The organism is Thauera phenolivorans, from assembly GCF_001696715.1.
Taxonomy (GTDB): Bacteria; Pseudomonadota; Gammaproteobacteria; order Burkholderiales; family Rhodocyclaceae; genus Thauera; species Thauera phenolivorans.
This window is the reverse complement of sequence record NZ_MBFM01000004.1, coordinates 488,168-500,673: the sequence shown is the minus strand read 5'-3', so window position 1 is coordinate 500,673 and position 12,506 is coordinate 488,168. Positions and strand designations below refer to the sequence as shown.

The following is a 12,506-nucleotide window of genomic DNA, read 5'->3' as shown; positions in this document are numbered from 1 at the left end:
GTCCGCCGCCCACATCAGGGTCGGGGCCGGCAGCTTCGCGTCGAGCTGGTCGATCTCGGCGCGCGACCAGTAGGGCACGACCTTGTTGCCGACGACGCGTCCGCGCAGGCGGAGCGACTTCAGGTCGGGATAGACCTCGCCGAGCTCGATCGTCAGCATGTCCTTCGGCACCCCGCGGATCGGCCAGCGATAGCGTGCCGAGGGCTCGAGGCTGCCGTGGATCAGCGGCTCGTAGTAGCCGGTGACCATGCCTTCCTCGCTGCCGTCCGGGTTCGCCAGGCGCCAGGGCTGGAAATTCTGCTCGAAAAACGCGCGGGCGGTGGCGGCGTCGGGGCGCGCGGGCAGTGCGCCAGCTGCGTCGCATGTCGGCTTCCACTCCGTACGACGACCGAGGCGCTCGCAGGACTCACGCAGCGCCGGCCATGCCGCTGCGGGATCGTCGCGCTGCCAGCCGTCGAGCGCCGCCCAGCCCACCGGCGAGGCCGTGGGCGCAGCAGCTGCGGGGCTGGGTGCGGGGGGCGGGCTGGGCTCGGCAGCGGGTGGGGCAACGGGTTTTTGCGCGCAGGCGGCAAGCAGGGCGAGCGCGATCGCGGGTACGATGCGTCGGAGGCTTCGGCGGAGGTCCGGGGACATGGTGGAGATCGGTTAGACTCGGGATTCGCGGCCTGCCAGTATACCGGCCCATCCCCTGCCCGGAGTCTGCCATGTGGGTGATCTTCCTCGAAGCCGCGCTCGCTCTGGTGTTGCTGTTCGTCATCGTCTGGGCGAGCCGTCCGCGTCGGCGGCCGGACGAGGCGGCCGAGCCCGAGAACGAGCTGGACAAGCATTCATGAACGAATTTGCCGATCTCATCAGCCGTGCGGAGCGCGTGCTCGAGCGTCTCGAGCGCATCCTCCCGGGGCCGGCGGCGGAGCCCGACTGGGCGTTGGCGACTGCCTTCCGCTGGCGCCGACGCCATGGACGGGCGGCGCTCCATCCGGTGAGCGTGCCGCATGCGATTCGCCTCGCCGACCTGCAGGACATCGACGAACAGAAGGCGCGCATCGAGCGCAACACCCGCCAGTTCCTCGCCGGCCGCCAGGCCAATAACGTGCTGCTGACCGGTGCGCGCGGCACCGGCAAGTCTTCGCTGATCAAGGCCTTGCTGAACGAGTACGCCGACCGGGGGCTGCGCCTGATCGAGGTGGACAAGACCGACCTGATCGACCTGCCCGAGATCGTGGAACTGGTCGGCGGTCGTCCCGAGCGCTTCATCCTGTTCTGCGACGACCTCTCCTTCGAGGAGGGCGAGGACGCCTACAAGGCGCTCAAGAGCGTACTCGACGGCTCGGTGGCGGCGGTGTCGGACAACGTGCTGGTGTACGCGACCTCGAACCGTCGCCACCTGATGCCCGAATACCATGACGAGAATCTTCAGGCGCGTCATGTCGGCGGCGAGATCCATCCCGGCGAGGCGGTCGAGGAGAAGATCTCGCTGTCGGAGCGCTTCGGGCTGTGGCTGTCCTTCTACCCGTTCAGCCAGGACGAATACCTCGACATCGTCGCCCACTGGCTGCGCGAGTTCGGCGTCCCGGAGGCGGAGATCGCCGCGGCCCGTGCCGAGGCGCTGCAGTGGGCACTGATGCGCGGATCGCGCTCGGGTCGGGTGGCGTGGCAGTTCGCGCGCGACCATGCCGGGCAGCGCGAGGGCTGAGGCGATGGGGCGCAAGCTGGTCGATGTCGCCGCCGGCGTGCTGCTGCGCGCCGACGGCCGCTACCTGCTCGGGCAGCGCGGTCCGGACACGGTCTACGCCGGCTATTGGGAATTTCCCGGCGGCAAGGTCGAGGTGGGCGAGTCGCCCGCCGCGGCGCTGTGTCGCGAACTCGACGAGGAGCTCGGCATCCGGGTGCGACACCTGCGCCCCTGGCTGCGGCGCGAGCACCTCTACGAGCATGCGCACGTGCGGCTGCACTTCTTCGAGGTAGCGGCCTGGGAGGGCGAACTCACCGACCATGTGCACAGCGCGCTGCGCTGGGTGGCCCCTGAGGAGGCGGACTGCGAGCCGATGCTGCCCGCCAACGGGCCGATCCTGAAGGCTTTGCGGCTGCCGCGCACGATGGGTATCACCCGTGCCGGCCTGGTCGGTGTAGCACGTCAGCTCGCCGAGCTCGATGCGGCGCTGGCACACGGGCTGCGTCTGGTGCAGGTGCGCGAGCCAGCGCTCGCGGCGGTGGAGCGCGAGGCTTTCGCGGCCGAGGTGGTGCATCGCGCGCGCGCGTCCGGCGCCATCGTGCTGCTCAACGACGACATCGAGCTCGCACGCGCGGTCGGCGCCGACGGCGTGCATCTGCCGGCGCGTCGTCTCGCCCGCCTCGCGGCGCGGCCCGAGCTGCCCTGGGTGGGGGCGTCCTGCCACACGCGGGCGGAGCTGGAGCGCGCCGCCGAGCTCGCGCTCGACTATGCTGCCTTCGGGCCCTTGCGCGAGACACCGACCCACCCCGGCACGCCGGGCATCGGCATCGATCGCTTCACGCAGTCGATCGCCGGGCTGCCGCTGCCGGTGTTCGCGCTCGGCGGTGTCGGGCCGGAGGACATGGAGATGGTGCGCGACGCCGGCGCGCACGGCATCGCCGCGATTCGCGCGGCATGGGGCCGGTCGGTGTGAGGCGATCCGCCGCGCCGGAGGGGGAGGTCGGCGGCTCGCGGGGGAGGACTCAGGCGTCGTGCGGGCCGCCCTCGCCGTCGGGCGGCGAGCTCGGTACACGGTAGGACTCCGAGGCCCAGGCGCCGAGGTCGATCTGCTTGCACCGCTGCGAGCAGAAGGGGCGGTAGGGGTTGTCCGTGCGCCATTCGACCGGCTTGCCGCAGGTCGGGCATTTCACGGTTGGCACGGGTTTTTCCATCGCGCTTCAGAGACTGCAGAAGGTCAGTTCGAAGGAGACGTCGCGCTCGGCCGGACGTGGCCTGCCGACGGTATCGGGGAGCATGAAGCGGACGTTCAGGGCGTACTTGTTGGCGCTGAGTTCGGGCACCACCGCCTCGCCGCTCGGCACACGCAGGCGCACCATCTGCGCCACGCGTCCCGTCATCGTCAGCTGAAACACGCCGTTCCGTGCGTGGCAGTCGGGGTCGGGGCGACCGCTGCCGCGCAGCAGGCGCAGCACGATCTGCTGGCCCTTGAGGATCGGAGTCAGCGGCTGGAGCCAGGACTCGAGGTCGGCGCGCCGCCTTTCGGGTGCGAGGTTGAGCCAGTAATGGTAGGCCGGCAGGTCGAACTGAGAAACCCCGCCGGGGATCGCCGCACGACTGCGGATGCTCGCCAGCCATTCGTTGTCGCGCACCGACTGGCCGACCTTGCCGGCCAGTGACAGCAGGGCGGTGGAGGCCTGCTCGATCTCGAAGAGCGCCGCGGAGAGCGCCGTCTCCGAGATCTCGGGGTTGTTGCGGAAGGACGCCAGAATCTGGCGCTGGCGCTCGAGCTCCTGCACCAGATCCACCTTGAGGTCGGCGCGGCCGGCGACCTCCGTGGTTTCGAAAAGCAGCAGCAGCGCGACGTGGTGGTCGTCCGGGTCGTCCTTGCCGATGAAGTGCGCGAGCCGGCGAAACAGATCGTCCAGACGCAGCAAAGTTCGGATGCGTTCGTTGAGAGGGTATTCGTAGCTAATCACCGCACATCGTCCGCAAGACTCCGGGCTCCGGGTTTTCGGCCGATGATAGCACAGCGCTTCCGGCCTTCCGGCTCAGGCGCCGCGCGCCGCTTCCTGCCGGTAGCGCCGGTCGAGGTCTTCGACCTGGCGGCGCAGGTCTTCGAGACTGCCGCTGTTGTCGATCACGTCATCGGCAGCGGCGAGTCGTTCCTGGCGACTCGCCTGGGCGTCCATGATCGCGCGGATCTGCGTCTCCTCCAGACCGCTGCGTGCGCGCACCCGCGCGATCTGCAGGTCCTCGGGGCAGTCGACCACGCAGATGCGGTGGCAGCGCTCGCGATAGCTGCCGGACTCGATCAGCAGGGGCACTGCGAGGATGACGTAGGCACCGCCGGCCGCGGCGCACTCGCGCTCGCTCTCGGTGCGGATCAGGGGGTGCAGGATGGCCTCGAGCCGGGTCCGCGCCTGGGGCTGGGAGAAGGCGAGCGCCCGCATCGCAGCCCGGTCCATGCTGCCGTCGGCGGCCAGCAGTCCGGGGCCGAAGGCGTCGCGGATCGCCGGCATCGCTGCGCCGCCGGCCGTGGTGAGGGCGTGGGCGATGGCGTCGGTGTCGACCACGGTGGCGCCGCATGCAGCGAAGTTTTCGGCGGCGGCGCTCTTGCCGCTGCCGATGCCGCCGGTGAGACCGACGATGAAGGGTGAAGGGCGGGAGATGGCGTCGGTGTCCATGGTCTCGAGACTCGTGAATGAAGGCTGCACTCTGGGCCGGCGCAAGCGGGCGCCGGCGGACCGGTCAGCGCCCGCAGTCGTCGCGCTTGCGGCGCACGCGGGGCAGGCTGCGCTCGACCGCGTCGCGCGCCTCCGTGCTCAGATCGGCCTGCACGCGGATGGCCTGACGCATGCGGGGCTCGAAGCCGGCGTCGAGCAGGCCGCGCGCGCGCAACTCCTCGACCATGCGTTCGGCGCCGGCCTCGGTCTTGAACAGGCCGAGCGAGATCGCGTACTGCGAGGGGCCTTCGTCCTGTGCGATGTAGAAATCCTCGATGCCGAGCGCGCGCAGGGCGCGGCTTCGTTCCTGGGCGCCCTCCAGGCCGCCCTCGGGCGCGATCCTCACCCACCAGGAAACCGGGATGTCGTGCGGGCCGCGGCGTCCCTCGACCCCCTCGCGGCGCAGGGCGGCGAGCAACTGACCGGCCTCGGCCTCGCTCAGGCCGCCCCAGGCGAAACACTGCGCCGTCGCCGCCCGGGCTTCGGTGGCGGACGGCGTGGGCGGGGGGGGCGGAGCGCGCAGGGCCGAAGGGGCGACGGCTGGCGCCGGCGCTTGCCCGTCATCCGCGGTGTCTGCGACGGCGCCGTCGGGCGCGTCGGGAACCTGGGCCTCGGTGGAAGTCTGGGCGACGGGGGCGGCGGCCACCGCGACCGTCTCGGCGGGAGCATCGTCGGGCGCGCTGGCTCGGGCTGCCGGCGGCGGGGAATCCTCGAGCAGACGGATCCGTTCGGGGTTGAGCTGGTTGCTGATGCGCTCGGGCTCGCCCTCGTGACCGGCGCTGCCGAGCCAGCCGCGGATCGCGGCGAAGGCGAGCACGTTGAAGGCGAGGAGCAGGATCAACAGGAGGCGCAGATTCGACATGCCGGAAGCTTAGCTGAAGTCGCGCCCCTGGATAAGCTCCTGCGTGCGGCCGGGGCGCCGTGCCGCGCGTCCCGGCCGCACGCCTCAGCCGACCCGGGGCAGGTGGGCGAGCGAGGCCGCGATCGCCTCCGCGGGATACGCATAGTTCTCGAGTTTGCCGCTGAAGTAGCGCTCGAACGAGCTCATGTCGAAGTGGCCGTGGCCGGTGAGATTGAACAGGATCGTCTTCGGTTCGCCGCTGACCTTGCAGGCGAGCGCCTCGTCGACCGCCTGGCGGATCGCATGGCAGGACTCGGGCGCAGGGATGATGCCCTCGGTGCGGGCGAACTGCACGCCGGCCTCGAAGGTCGCGAGCTGCTGGACCGCCGTGGCTTCGATCAGGCCGTGATGCAGCAGCTGCGACACCAGCGGCGAGTCGCCGTGGTAGCGCAGGCCGCCGGCGTGGATGCCCGGCGGCATGAAGTCGTGGCCGAGGGTGTACATCTTCATCAGCGGCGTGAAGCCGGAGGCGTCGCCGAAGTCGTAGGCGTACTGGCCGCGGGTCAGCGAGGGGCAGGAGGCGGGCTCGACCGCGATGCAGCGCAGGTTCTGCGCGTGCGCGTCGCCAGCGGCGCGGTCGGCGAGGAAGGGGAAGGCGATGCCGGCGAAGCTCGAGCCGCCGCCGCAGGGACCGATCACGATGTCGGGGTAGAGGCCGATCTTGTCGAACTGCTTCTTCGCCTCGAGACCGATGATGCTCTGGTGCAGCACGACGTGGTTCAGCACCGAGCCGAGGGTGTAGTTGGTGTCGGCGCGGCCCGCGGCCTCCTCGACCGCCTCGGAGATCGCGATGCCGAGCGAGCCCTCGTTGTCGGAATCCTCGGCGAGCAGCTTGCGGCCGGTCTCGGTCAGCGGCGAGGGGCTGGCGTGGACCTCCGCGCCCCAGGTCTGCATCATCAGCCGTCGGTAGGGCTTCTGGTCGTAGCTGACCTTGACCATGTACACCCGCACCTCCAGACCGAACATCTGGCCGGCGAAGGCGATCGACGAGCCCCACTGGCCGGCGCCGGTCTCGGTGGTGAGGCGCTTGATGCCCGCCAGCTTGTTGTAATAGGCCTGCGGCACCGCCGAGTTGGGCTTGTGCGAGCCCGCCGGCGAGACGCCCTCGTACTTGAAGAAGATCTTCGCCGGGGTGCCGAGCGCCTGCTCGAGCCGAACCGCGCGCACCAGCGGGCTGGGCCGCCACAGGCGATAGATTTCGCGCACCTCCTGCGGGATCTCGATCCAGCGCGCGGCGCTCATCTCCTGCTCGAGGATCGCGCCGGGGAAGATCGCGCCCATCTGCGCCGGGGTCGCCGGCCGGCCGTCGGCGCCGAGCGGCGGCGCGGGCGGGGCGGGAAGGTCGGGAACGATGTTGTACCAGTGGGTCGGAATGTCGCTGGCGTCGAGTTGAATGCGGGTGGCTTCCATCGCTGCTGTCTCCCTTGGTTTGGTCTGGTTCAGTGGCGGCCGGAATGCTCAGCCGGCGCGCGCGACGGTGGCGAGGCCGACGAGGACGAGGTTTTCGATCCGCCGCAGCGGCAGCTCGAGCAGATCGGCGAAACTGTCGGCGGCGCCGCCGCCGAGCAGGCAGATCGCGTTCTGCTGTGCGGCGACGCTGCGGAACATGCGCTCCACGGCCCCGGCCTGCGCCTGCAGGCAGCCCGAGTGGATCGCGTCCGCGGTGTTGCGCGGGGTGGGGCTGAAGCGGCCGCTCGCCAGTGGCAGCTGCGCGGTGCGGCTGGCGAGGGCGCGCAGCATCAGGTCAACGCCCGGCAGGATCAGGCCGCCGCGGAAGTCGCCTTCGGCCGACAGCAGGTCGACCGTGGTCGCGGTGCCGGCGGTGACCACCAGGGCGGCGCCCGCATGCACGGTGCGGGCGCCGATCAGCGCCGCCCAGCGGTCGGCGCCGAGTTGCATCGGGTCGTCGTAAAGATTGCGCACGCCGCAGCATTCCGCGCTCGGCTGCAGCCACTCCGGGGTGAGTCCGGCCGCGGCGGCGAGGTTGGTGACGTGGCCCGCTACCTGCGGCCCCGCGACGTTGCAGCCGAACACCCGCTCGATCCCGGGGTGTTTCCGGAAGACGCGGCGCAGGCTGGCGATCTCCTCGTGCACCAGGACGCCCTCGGCGATCCAGCCCGCTTCGCCGCGTGGGGCGACGAGCCGCCATTTGATCCGCGTGTTGCCGGCGTCGATCAGCAGGATCATGACAGCCCCCGCAAGGAGACGTCGCCGCTGAGGATGCGTTCCACGCCGGCCTCGGTGCGCAGCAGCAGCGCGCCGTCCTCGTCCACACCGAGGCAGGTGCCGGTGACGGCCGAGTCCTCGCCACTGATGCGCACCGGCAGCGCGGCGAAGGCGTTTCGCTGCTGCCAGGCGTCACGCAGCGCACTGAAGCCGGCAAGCGCATAGGTGTCGAGGATGCGACAGAGCGCTTCCAGCACCGCGGCGAGCACCGCCTCGCACGCCGGCACCTCGCCGTCGAGCGCTTCGTGCAGGTCGGTCACCGCCGGCTGGTCGGGGATCGCGACGCCCGGCGGCAGGCGCAGGTTGATGCCGATGCCGAGCACCGCTGCCGGCGTGCGGCCGCGGCCCGGGACCAGCTCGACGAGGATGCCCGCGAGCTTGCGGCCATGAACGAGGACGTCATTCGGCCACTTGAGCTGGATTCCCTCCACGCCGAGGCGCTCGAGCGCCTCGGCGAGGGCGACTCCGGCGACCAGCGAAAGGCCCGCCGGGACCGGCGCGCCGGCGGGAAACCGCCACAGTGCCGAAAAGGTGAGGCTGGCGCCGGGCCACGATTGCCAGCTGCGCCCGCGCCGCCCGCGCCCGCCATGCTGATGCTCGGCGACCAGCACGTGGATGCGATCGTCATCGCGGGGCGGGTTTCCGGTGAGCTCGCTGTTGGTCGATTCGCAGGTCTCGACCCAGCGCAGCGCGAAGCGCTCGGCCCGCGGGCCGAGCGCCTGGGAGAGCGCGGCGACGCGTGCGTCGGGATCGAGGGACGCGGGGGCGGAGGCGGAGGCGTTGTCGGCTTGATTCAAGAGGCGAACCCGCGGGCTGGAAGATGGAGCGCGCATTATCCGTCATCCCGCGGCGGCGCACGAGGGCGCGCATGCGGCTCACGGTTCGTGCTCGCTGCCGCGGCCGTCGTGCAGGCCGAGTTCGTGCAGCTTGCGCGTGATGGTGTTGCGGCCGATGCCGAGCAGCTGCGCCGCATCGATGCGACGGCCACCGGTCGCCGCCAGCGCCCGCTCGATCAGGGTCCGCTCGAAGCTGCGCTGCAGCTGGTTGAAGACCTCGCCCGGGTTGCCCGCGAGCAGGCGGTCGGCCTCGCGGGCGAGCGCGGCGGTCCAGTCGGCGGACACGCCGGCTTCGCTCGCGCCGCGCAACTCGGCGGGCAGGTCATCGACGCCCACCACTTGGCCGGGCGCCATCACCGTCAGCCAGTGGCACAGATTCTCGAGCTGGCGCACGTTTCCGGGAAAGGGCAGGGTCTGCAGGTGGGCGGTCGCCTCCGGAGACAGCCGCTTGGCATCGACGCCGAGCTGCTGCGCGCTCTGCTGGAGGAAGTGGCGCGCAAGCAGGGCAATGTCCTCGCGGCGCTCGCGCAGCGGCGGCAACCGCAGGCGAATGACGTTGAGCCGGTGGAAGAGGTCCTCGCGGAACAGGCCGAGCCTGACCCTTTCCTCCAGGTCCTGGTGGGTGGCGGCGATCACCCGCACGTTGGCGCGCACCGGTTGGTGACCGCCGACGCGATAGAACTGACCGTCGGAGAGCACGCGCAGCAGGCGGGTCTGCAGCTCGGCCGGCATGTCGCCGATCTCGTCGAGGAACAGGGTGCCGCCCTCGGCCTGCTCGAAGCGGCCGGTGCGCTGGGCGCTGGCGCCGGTGAAGGCGCCGCGCTCGTGGCCGAACAGCTCGGACTCGAGCAGTTCACGCGGGATCGCCGCGGTGTTGATCGCGATGAAGGGCGCGCCGCGGCGCGGGCTGTGGCGGTGCAGCGCGCGGGCGACGAGCTCCTTGCCGGTGCCCGACGCGCCGTTGATCAGCACGGTGGCGTGGGAATGGGCGAGCCGGCCGACGGCGCGGAAAACCTCCTGCATCGAGGCGGCCTGGCCGAGGATCTCCGGCGCGAGCACCGACTCTTCCGGCGCACCACCGTGGTGCATGCTCTGCGCGAGCGCACGCTGAACGAGCGAGACCGCCTGGTCGACGTCGAAGGGCTTGGGCAGGTATTCGAAGGCGCCGCCCTCGAAGGCGGCCACCGCGCTGTCGAGGTCGGAGTACGCGGTCATGATGATGACCGGCAGGGTCGGATGCTGCGCCTTCACCTTCTGCAGCAGCACCAGGCCGGACTCGCCGGGCATGCGGATGTCGGACAGCAGGGCGGCCGGCGGCGGGCCACCCTGTTCGAGAGCGGCGAGCGCCTCGGCGGCGGAACCGAAGCTGCGCAAGGGGATGTCGGCGCGGGCGAGTGCCTTTTCGAGCACCCAGCGGATGGAGCGGTCGTCGTCGACGACCCAGACGTTGTTCATTTCAGTGGCATCCGGTCGTGCGGCGCACCCGTGGGGCGCGCTCAGGTGCGGTCCGTAATCGGCAGCAGGATGGTGAAGCAGGTGCGACCCGGGCGGCTGTCGATCTCGATCATGCCCTGGTGCTGCTCCACGAAGGTCTGCGCGAGCGAGAGACCGAGCCCGCTGCCGCCGTCGCGGCCCGTGATCAGCGGATAGAAGATCGTGTCGCGAATCTCCTCCGGGATGCCGGGGCCGTCGTCGATCACTTGCAATTCCAATGCCAGTTTGAAGCGGCGCTTCGCGATCGTGACCTGACGCGCGATCCGGGTGCGCAGCTGGATCACGCCACGGCCCTCCAGCGCCTGGGCGGCGTTGCGCACGATGTTGAGCACCGCCTGGATCAGCTGCTCGCGATCGGCGGTGAGCTGGGGCAGGCTGAGGTCGTAGTCGCGATGGATGTCGACCGCGGGGAATTCGGCGAGGATGAGGCGGCGCACGTGCTCGAGGACGTCGTGGATGTTGAGCGGCGCGGGCCGCTTCATGCGATGCGAGCTCAGCAGGCGGTTCATCAGCGACTGCAGGCGATCGGCTTCCGCGACGATGACCTCGGTGTACTCGCGCAGTTGCGGGTCGTCGAGCTCGAGCGCGAGCAGCTGCGCCGAGCCCCGGATGCCGCCGAGCGGGTTCTTGATCTCGTGGGCGAGGTTGCGGACCAGCTCGCGGTTGGCCTGCTGCTGTTGCAGCAGCTGCTCCTCGCGCGCCACCCGCAGGCGGGCGTCGATCGGCCGGAACTCGAGCAGCAGGCGCAGCCCCTCGGCGTCGATCGGGCTTACCGTACAGTCCAGGTGCAGGGTTTCGCTGCGGTTGGCGGGGGTGGGCTCGCGCACGATCGCGAGATCCTGGCTGGTGTAGCTCCAATTGGTGCGCAGGGCGGTCTCGAGCGCGGCGGCGAGGCCGGGCGGCTGGCCCAGCAGGGCGGCCAGCGGCTGACCCGACATGCGCTGGAGGCTGGCGGCGAAGAGGTTCTCGGCGCCCGGGTTCATGTAACCGATGCGCAGCTCCGCATCGATCAGCACCACCGCCGAGGACAGCAGCTCGAGCCCGGCGAAGGACGCGTGCGGGCCTGCCGGCGGCGCGGAGGGAGGGGCGGGAGGCGGCATGGCCGGGCCGGGCGTCTAGCGCAGGTTGGCGATTTCCCGCTGAAGCGCATCGATGTTGCGCTGGTGCAGCTCGACCTTGTCCTTGAACGGCTGCAGGCGGTCGAGCATCTTCTGGTAGTTGCGCTCGTCGCCGAGGCGGATCGACTCCTGCTCGGCGAGCGCCTTCTGCGCTTCTTCGAGCGCCGCCTGTTCGCTCGCGAGTTCGTTGTGCAGAACCTGGCGCCGGGTGTCGTCGCGTGCGCGCTGGTCTTCCTGGCTCACCCGCGGAAAGCCGCCGCTCGTCGCGGCGGGCGCGCGCGCCGGCGCCGCGGGGGTGGCGCGCTGTGCCGGGCCGGGCACGGTCGACACCGCCTGGTTCTGCGGCAGCGGCTGGCAGCTGCGTCCGAGGCTGCGATCATTGGTGTACGTGATCCGGCCCTCGCCGTCGACGCACTTGTAAACCTGGGCGCTGGCGAGCGTGGGGCAGGCGAGGACGAGGGCGAGGCTGAGGGTGCGCAGGGCTGACATGGTTCGATCCGGAGGTTTTCCGTCGGCGTGGACCGCTGCGACGGGGCATTCGTGCCGCCAGTAGGGTGAGTGGGCCGGGCGATTAGACCCGATAAAAAAAGGACGGGCAACGCCCGTCCTTTCCGGGTCGCCCCGCCGCTGCGGGCTCAGAGGCTGTAGTACAGGTCGAATTCCACCGGGTGGGTGGTCATGCGCAGGCGGGTGACCTCGTCCATCTTCAGGTTGATGAAGGCGTCGAGGAACTCGTTGGAGAATACGCCGCCGCGGGTCAGGAACTCGCGGTCCTTGTCGAGGTACTCCAGCGCCTGGTCGAGGCTGGTGCATACGGTCGGGATCTTGGCGTCCTCTTCCGGCGGCAGGTCGTACAGGTTCTTGTCGGCCGGGTCGCCGGGATGGATCTTGTTCTGGATGCCGTCGAGGCCCGCCATCATCAGCGCCGAGAAGGCGAGGTAGGGGTTGGCCAGCGGATCCGGGAAGCGCGCCTCGATGCGCCGGCCCTTGGGGTTTGCGACGTAGGGGATGCGGATCGAGGCCGAGCGGTTGCGCGCCGAGTAGGCGAGCTTGGTCGGGGCCTCGTAGTGCGGCACCAGGCGCTTGTAGGAGTTGGTGCCCGGGTTGGTGATCGCATTGAGCGCACGGGCGTGCTTGATGATGCCGCCGATGTAGTAGAGCGCCATCTCCGACAGGCCAGCGTAGCCGTTGCCTGCGAACAGGTTCTGGCCGTCCTTCCAGATCGACTGGTGCACGTGCATGCCCGAGCCGTTGTCGCCGACGATCGGCTTCGGCATGAAGGTGGCGGTCTTGCCGTACTGGTGAGCGACGTTGTGCACGATGTACTTCAGCACCTGGGTCCAGTCGGCGCGCTGGGTCAGGGTGCTGAAGCGGGTGCCGATCTCGCACTGGCCGGCGTTGGCCACCTCGTGATGGTGCACCTCGACCGGCACGCCGCAGGCCTCGAGCGCGAGGACCATCGCGGCGCGGATGTCGTTCAGGCTGTCGACCGGCGGCACCGGGAAGTAGCCGCCCTTGACGCGCGGACGGTGACCG

15 protein-coding genes are annotated in these 12,506 nt (G+C 70.6%); 3 read left to right on the top strand and 12 right to left on the bottom strand.

The features are described from left to right. A partial coding sequence (locus BB334_RS17650) for an MltA domain-containing protein (RefSeq protein WP_232756729.1) occupies positions 1 to 633 on the bottom strand: 633 nt, incomplete at its 3' end. A gap of 71 nt (positions 634 to 704) precedes the next feature. On the opposite strand from BB334_RS17650, the gene BB334_RS18820 reads away from it, so the two are divergent. Genes BB334_RS18820 through BB334_RS12325 form a run of 3 tightly spaced genes read left to right on the top strand, consistent with a single transcriptional unit; the run spans position 705 to position 2,645 of the window. After that, complete coding sequence (locus BB334_RS18820) at positions 705 to 833, top strand: hypothetical protein (protein WP_269799006.1); 129 nt, start codon at positions 705 to 707, stop codon at positions 831 to 833. Next, entirely contained in the window at positions 830 to 1,693 is an 864-nt protein-coding gene (locus BB334_RS12330) for an ATP-binding protein (protein ID WP_068808784.1), read from the top strand. The genes BB334_RS18820 and BB334_RS12330 overlap by 4 nt, the downstream gene beginning before the upstream one ends. 4 nt (positions 1,694 to 1,697) lie before the next feature. Continuing rightward, on the top strand, positions 1,698 to 2,645 hold the full coding sequence (locus BB334_RS12325) for a Nudix family hydrolase (RefSeq protein ID WP_068808943.1): 948 nt from the start codon (positions 1,698 to 1,700) through the stop codon (positions 2,643 to 2,645). A gap of 49 nt (positions 2,646 to 2,694) precedes the next feature. Here the strand turns inward: BB334_RS12325 and yacG are convergent, their stop codons facing one another. From yacG to glnA, 11 genes are all read right to left on the bottom strand, one after another. Further along, complete coding sequence (yacG, locus tag BB334_RS12320) at positions 2,695 to 2,883, bottom strand: DNA gyrase inhibitor YacG (RefSeq protein ID WP_068808783.1); 189 nt, start codon at positions 2,881 to 2,883, stop codon at positions 2,695 to 2,697. Positions 2,884 to 2,889: 6 nt separating this feature from the next. Then, positions 2,890 to 3,648, bottom strand: a complete 759-nt coding sequence (gene zapD / locus BB334_RS12315) for a cell division protein ZapD (protein ID WP_068808782.1) — start codon at positions 3,646 to 3,648, stop codon at positions 2,890 to 2,892. Between the two features lie 72 nt (positions 3,649 to 3,720). Then, entirely contained in the window at positions 3,721 to 4,356 is a 636-nt protein-coding gene (gene coaE / locus BB334_RS12310; protein WP_068808781.1) for a dephospho-CoA kinase, read from the bottom strand. Between the two features lie 64 nt (positions 4,357 to 4,420). Then, a complete protein-coding gene (locus BB334_RS12305; protein WP_068808780.1) occupies positions 4,421 to 5,257 on the bottom strand; it encodes an SPOR domain-containing protein in 837 nt (278 codons plus the stop codon). Positions 5,258 to 5,341: 84 nt separating this feature from the next. Continuing rightward, positions 5,342 to 6,706, bottom strand: a complete 1,365-nt coding sequence (locus BB334_RS12300) for a TrpB-like pyridoxal phosphate-dependent enzyme (RefSeq protein ID WP_068808779.1) — start codon at positions 6,704 to 6,706, stop codon at positions 5,342 to 5,344. A 48-nt stretch (positions 6,707 to 6,754) separates the two neighbouring features. Then, the gene (locus BB334_RS12295; protein WP_068808778.1) at positions 6,755 to 7,483 is read right to left on the bottom strand and encodes a type III pantothenate kinase; all 729 of its coding nucleotides are present in this window, start codon (positions 7,481 to 7,483) and stop codon (positions 6,755 to 6,757) included. Continuing rightward, positions 7,480 to 8,319, bottom strand: coding sequence for a biotin--[acetyl-CoA-carboxylase] ligase (locus tag BB334_RS12290; RefSeq protein ID WP_068808777.1), 840 nt, complete (start codon positions 8,317 to 8,319; stop codon positions 7,480 to 7,482). Before BB334_RS12290 ends, BB334_RS12295 begins: the two co-directional genes overlap by 4 nt. A gap of 78 nt (positions 8,320 to 8,397) precedes the next feature. Further along, a complete protein-coding gene (gene ntrC, locus BB334_RS12285) occupies positions 8,398 to 9,813 on the bottom strand; it encodes a nitrogen regulation protein NR(I) (protein ID WP_068808776.1) in 1,416 nt (471 codons plus the stop codon). 41 nt (positions 9,814 to 9,854) lie between these two features. Further along, positions 9,855 to 10,952, bottom strand: a complete 1,098-nt coding sequence (gene glnL / locus BB334_RS12280) for a nitrogen regulation protein NR(II) (RefSeq protein ID WP_068808775.1) — start codon at positions 10,950 to 10,952, stop codon at positions 9,855 to 9,857. 15 nt (positions 10,953 to 10,967) lie between these two features. Continuing rightward, on the bottom strand, positions 10,968 to 11,459 hold the full coding sequence (locus tag BB334_RS12275) for a DUF4124 domain-containing protein (RefSeq protein WP_068808774.1): 492 nt from the start codon (positions 11,457 to 11,459) through the stop codon (positions 10,968 to 10,970). A 146-nt stretch (positions 11,460 to 11,605) separates the two neighbouring features. Beyond that, on the bottom strand, positions 11,606 to 12,506 hold a 901-nt coding region (gene glnA / locus BB334_RS12270), incomplete at its 5' end, for a type I glutamate--ammonia ligase (protein WP_068808942.1).

Bases quoted from the DNA above. Each gene is read 5' to 3' on its own strand.
- BB334_RS12305 (WP_068808780.1), bottom strand. From the start codon at position 5,257: ATGTCGAATCTGCGCCTCCTGTTGATCCTGCTCCTCGCCTTCAACGTG.
- ntrC (WP_068808776.1), bottom strand. From the start codon at position 9,813: ATGAACAACGTCTGGGTCGTCGACGACGACCGCTCCATCCGCTGGGTG.
- coaE (WP_068808781.1), bottom strand. From the start codon at position 4,356: ATGGACACCGACGCCATCTCCCGCCCTTCACCCTTCATCGTCGGTCTC.
- BB334_RS12295 (WP_068808778.1), bottom strand. From the start codon at position 7,483: ATGATCCTGCTGATCGACGCCGGCAACACGCGGATCAAATGGCGGCTC.
- BB334_RS12300 (WP_068808779.1), bottom strand. From the start codon at position 6,706: ATGGAAGCCACCCGCATTCAACTCGACGCCAGCGACATTCCGACCCAC.
- BB334_RS12325 (WP_068808943.1), top strand. From the start codon at position 1,698: ATGGGGCGCAAGCTGGTCGATGTCGCCGCCGGCGTGCTGCTGCGCGCC.
- BB334_RS12275 (WP_068808774.1), bottom strand. From the start codon at position 11,459: ATGTCAGCCCTGCGCACCCTCAGCCTCGCCCTCGTCCTCGCCTGCCCC.
- BB334_RS12330 (WP_068808784.1), top strand. From the start codon at position 830: ATGAACGAATTTGCCGATCTCATCAGCCGTGCGGAGCGCGTGCTCGAG.
- yacG (WP_068808783.1), bottom strand. From the start codon at position 2,883: ATGGAAAAACCCGTGCCAACCGTGAAATGCCCGACCTGCGGCAAGCCG.
- glnL (WP_068808775.1), bottom strand. From the start codon at position 10,952: ATGCCGCCTCCCGCCCCTCCCTCCGCGCCGCCGGCAGGCCCGCACGCG.
- BB334_RS18820 (WP_269799006.1), top strand. From the start codon at position 705: ATGTGGGTGATCTTCCTCGAAGCCGCGCTCGCTCTGGTGTTGCTGTTC.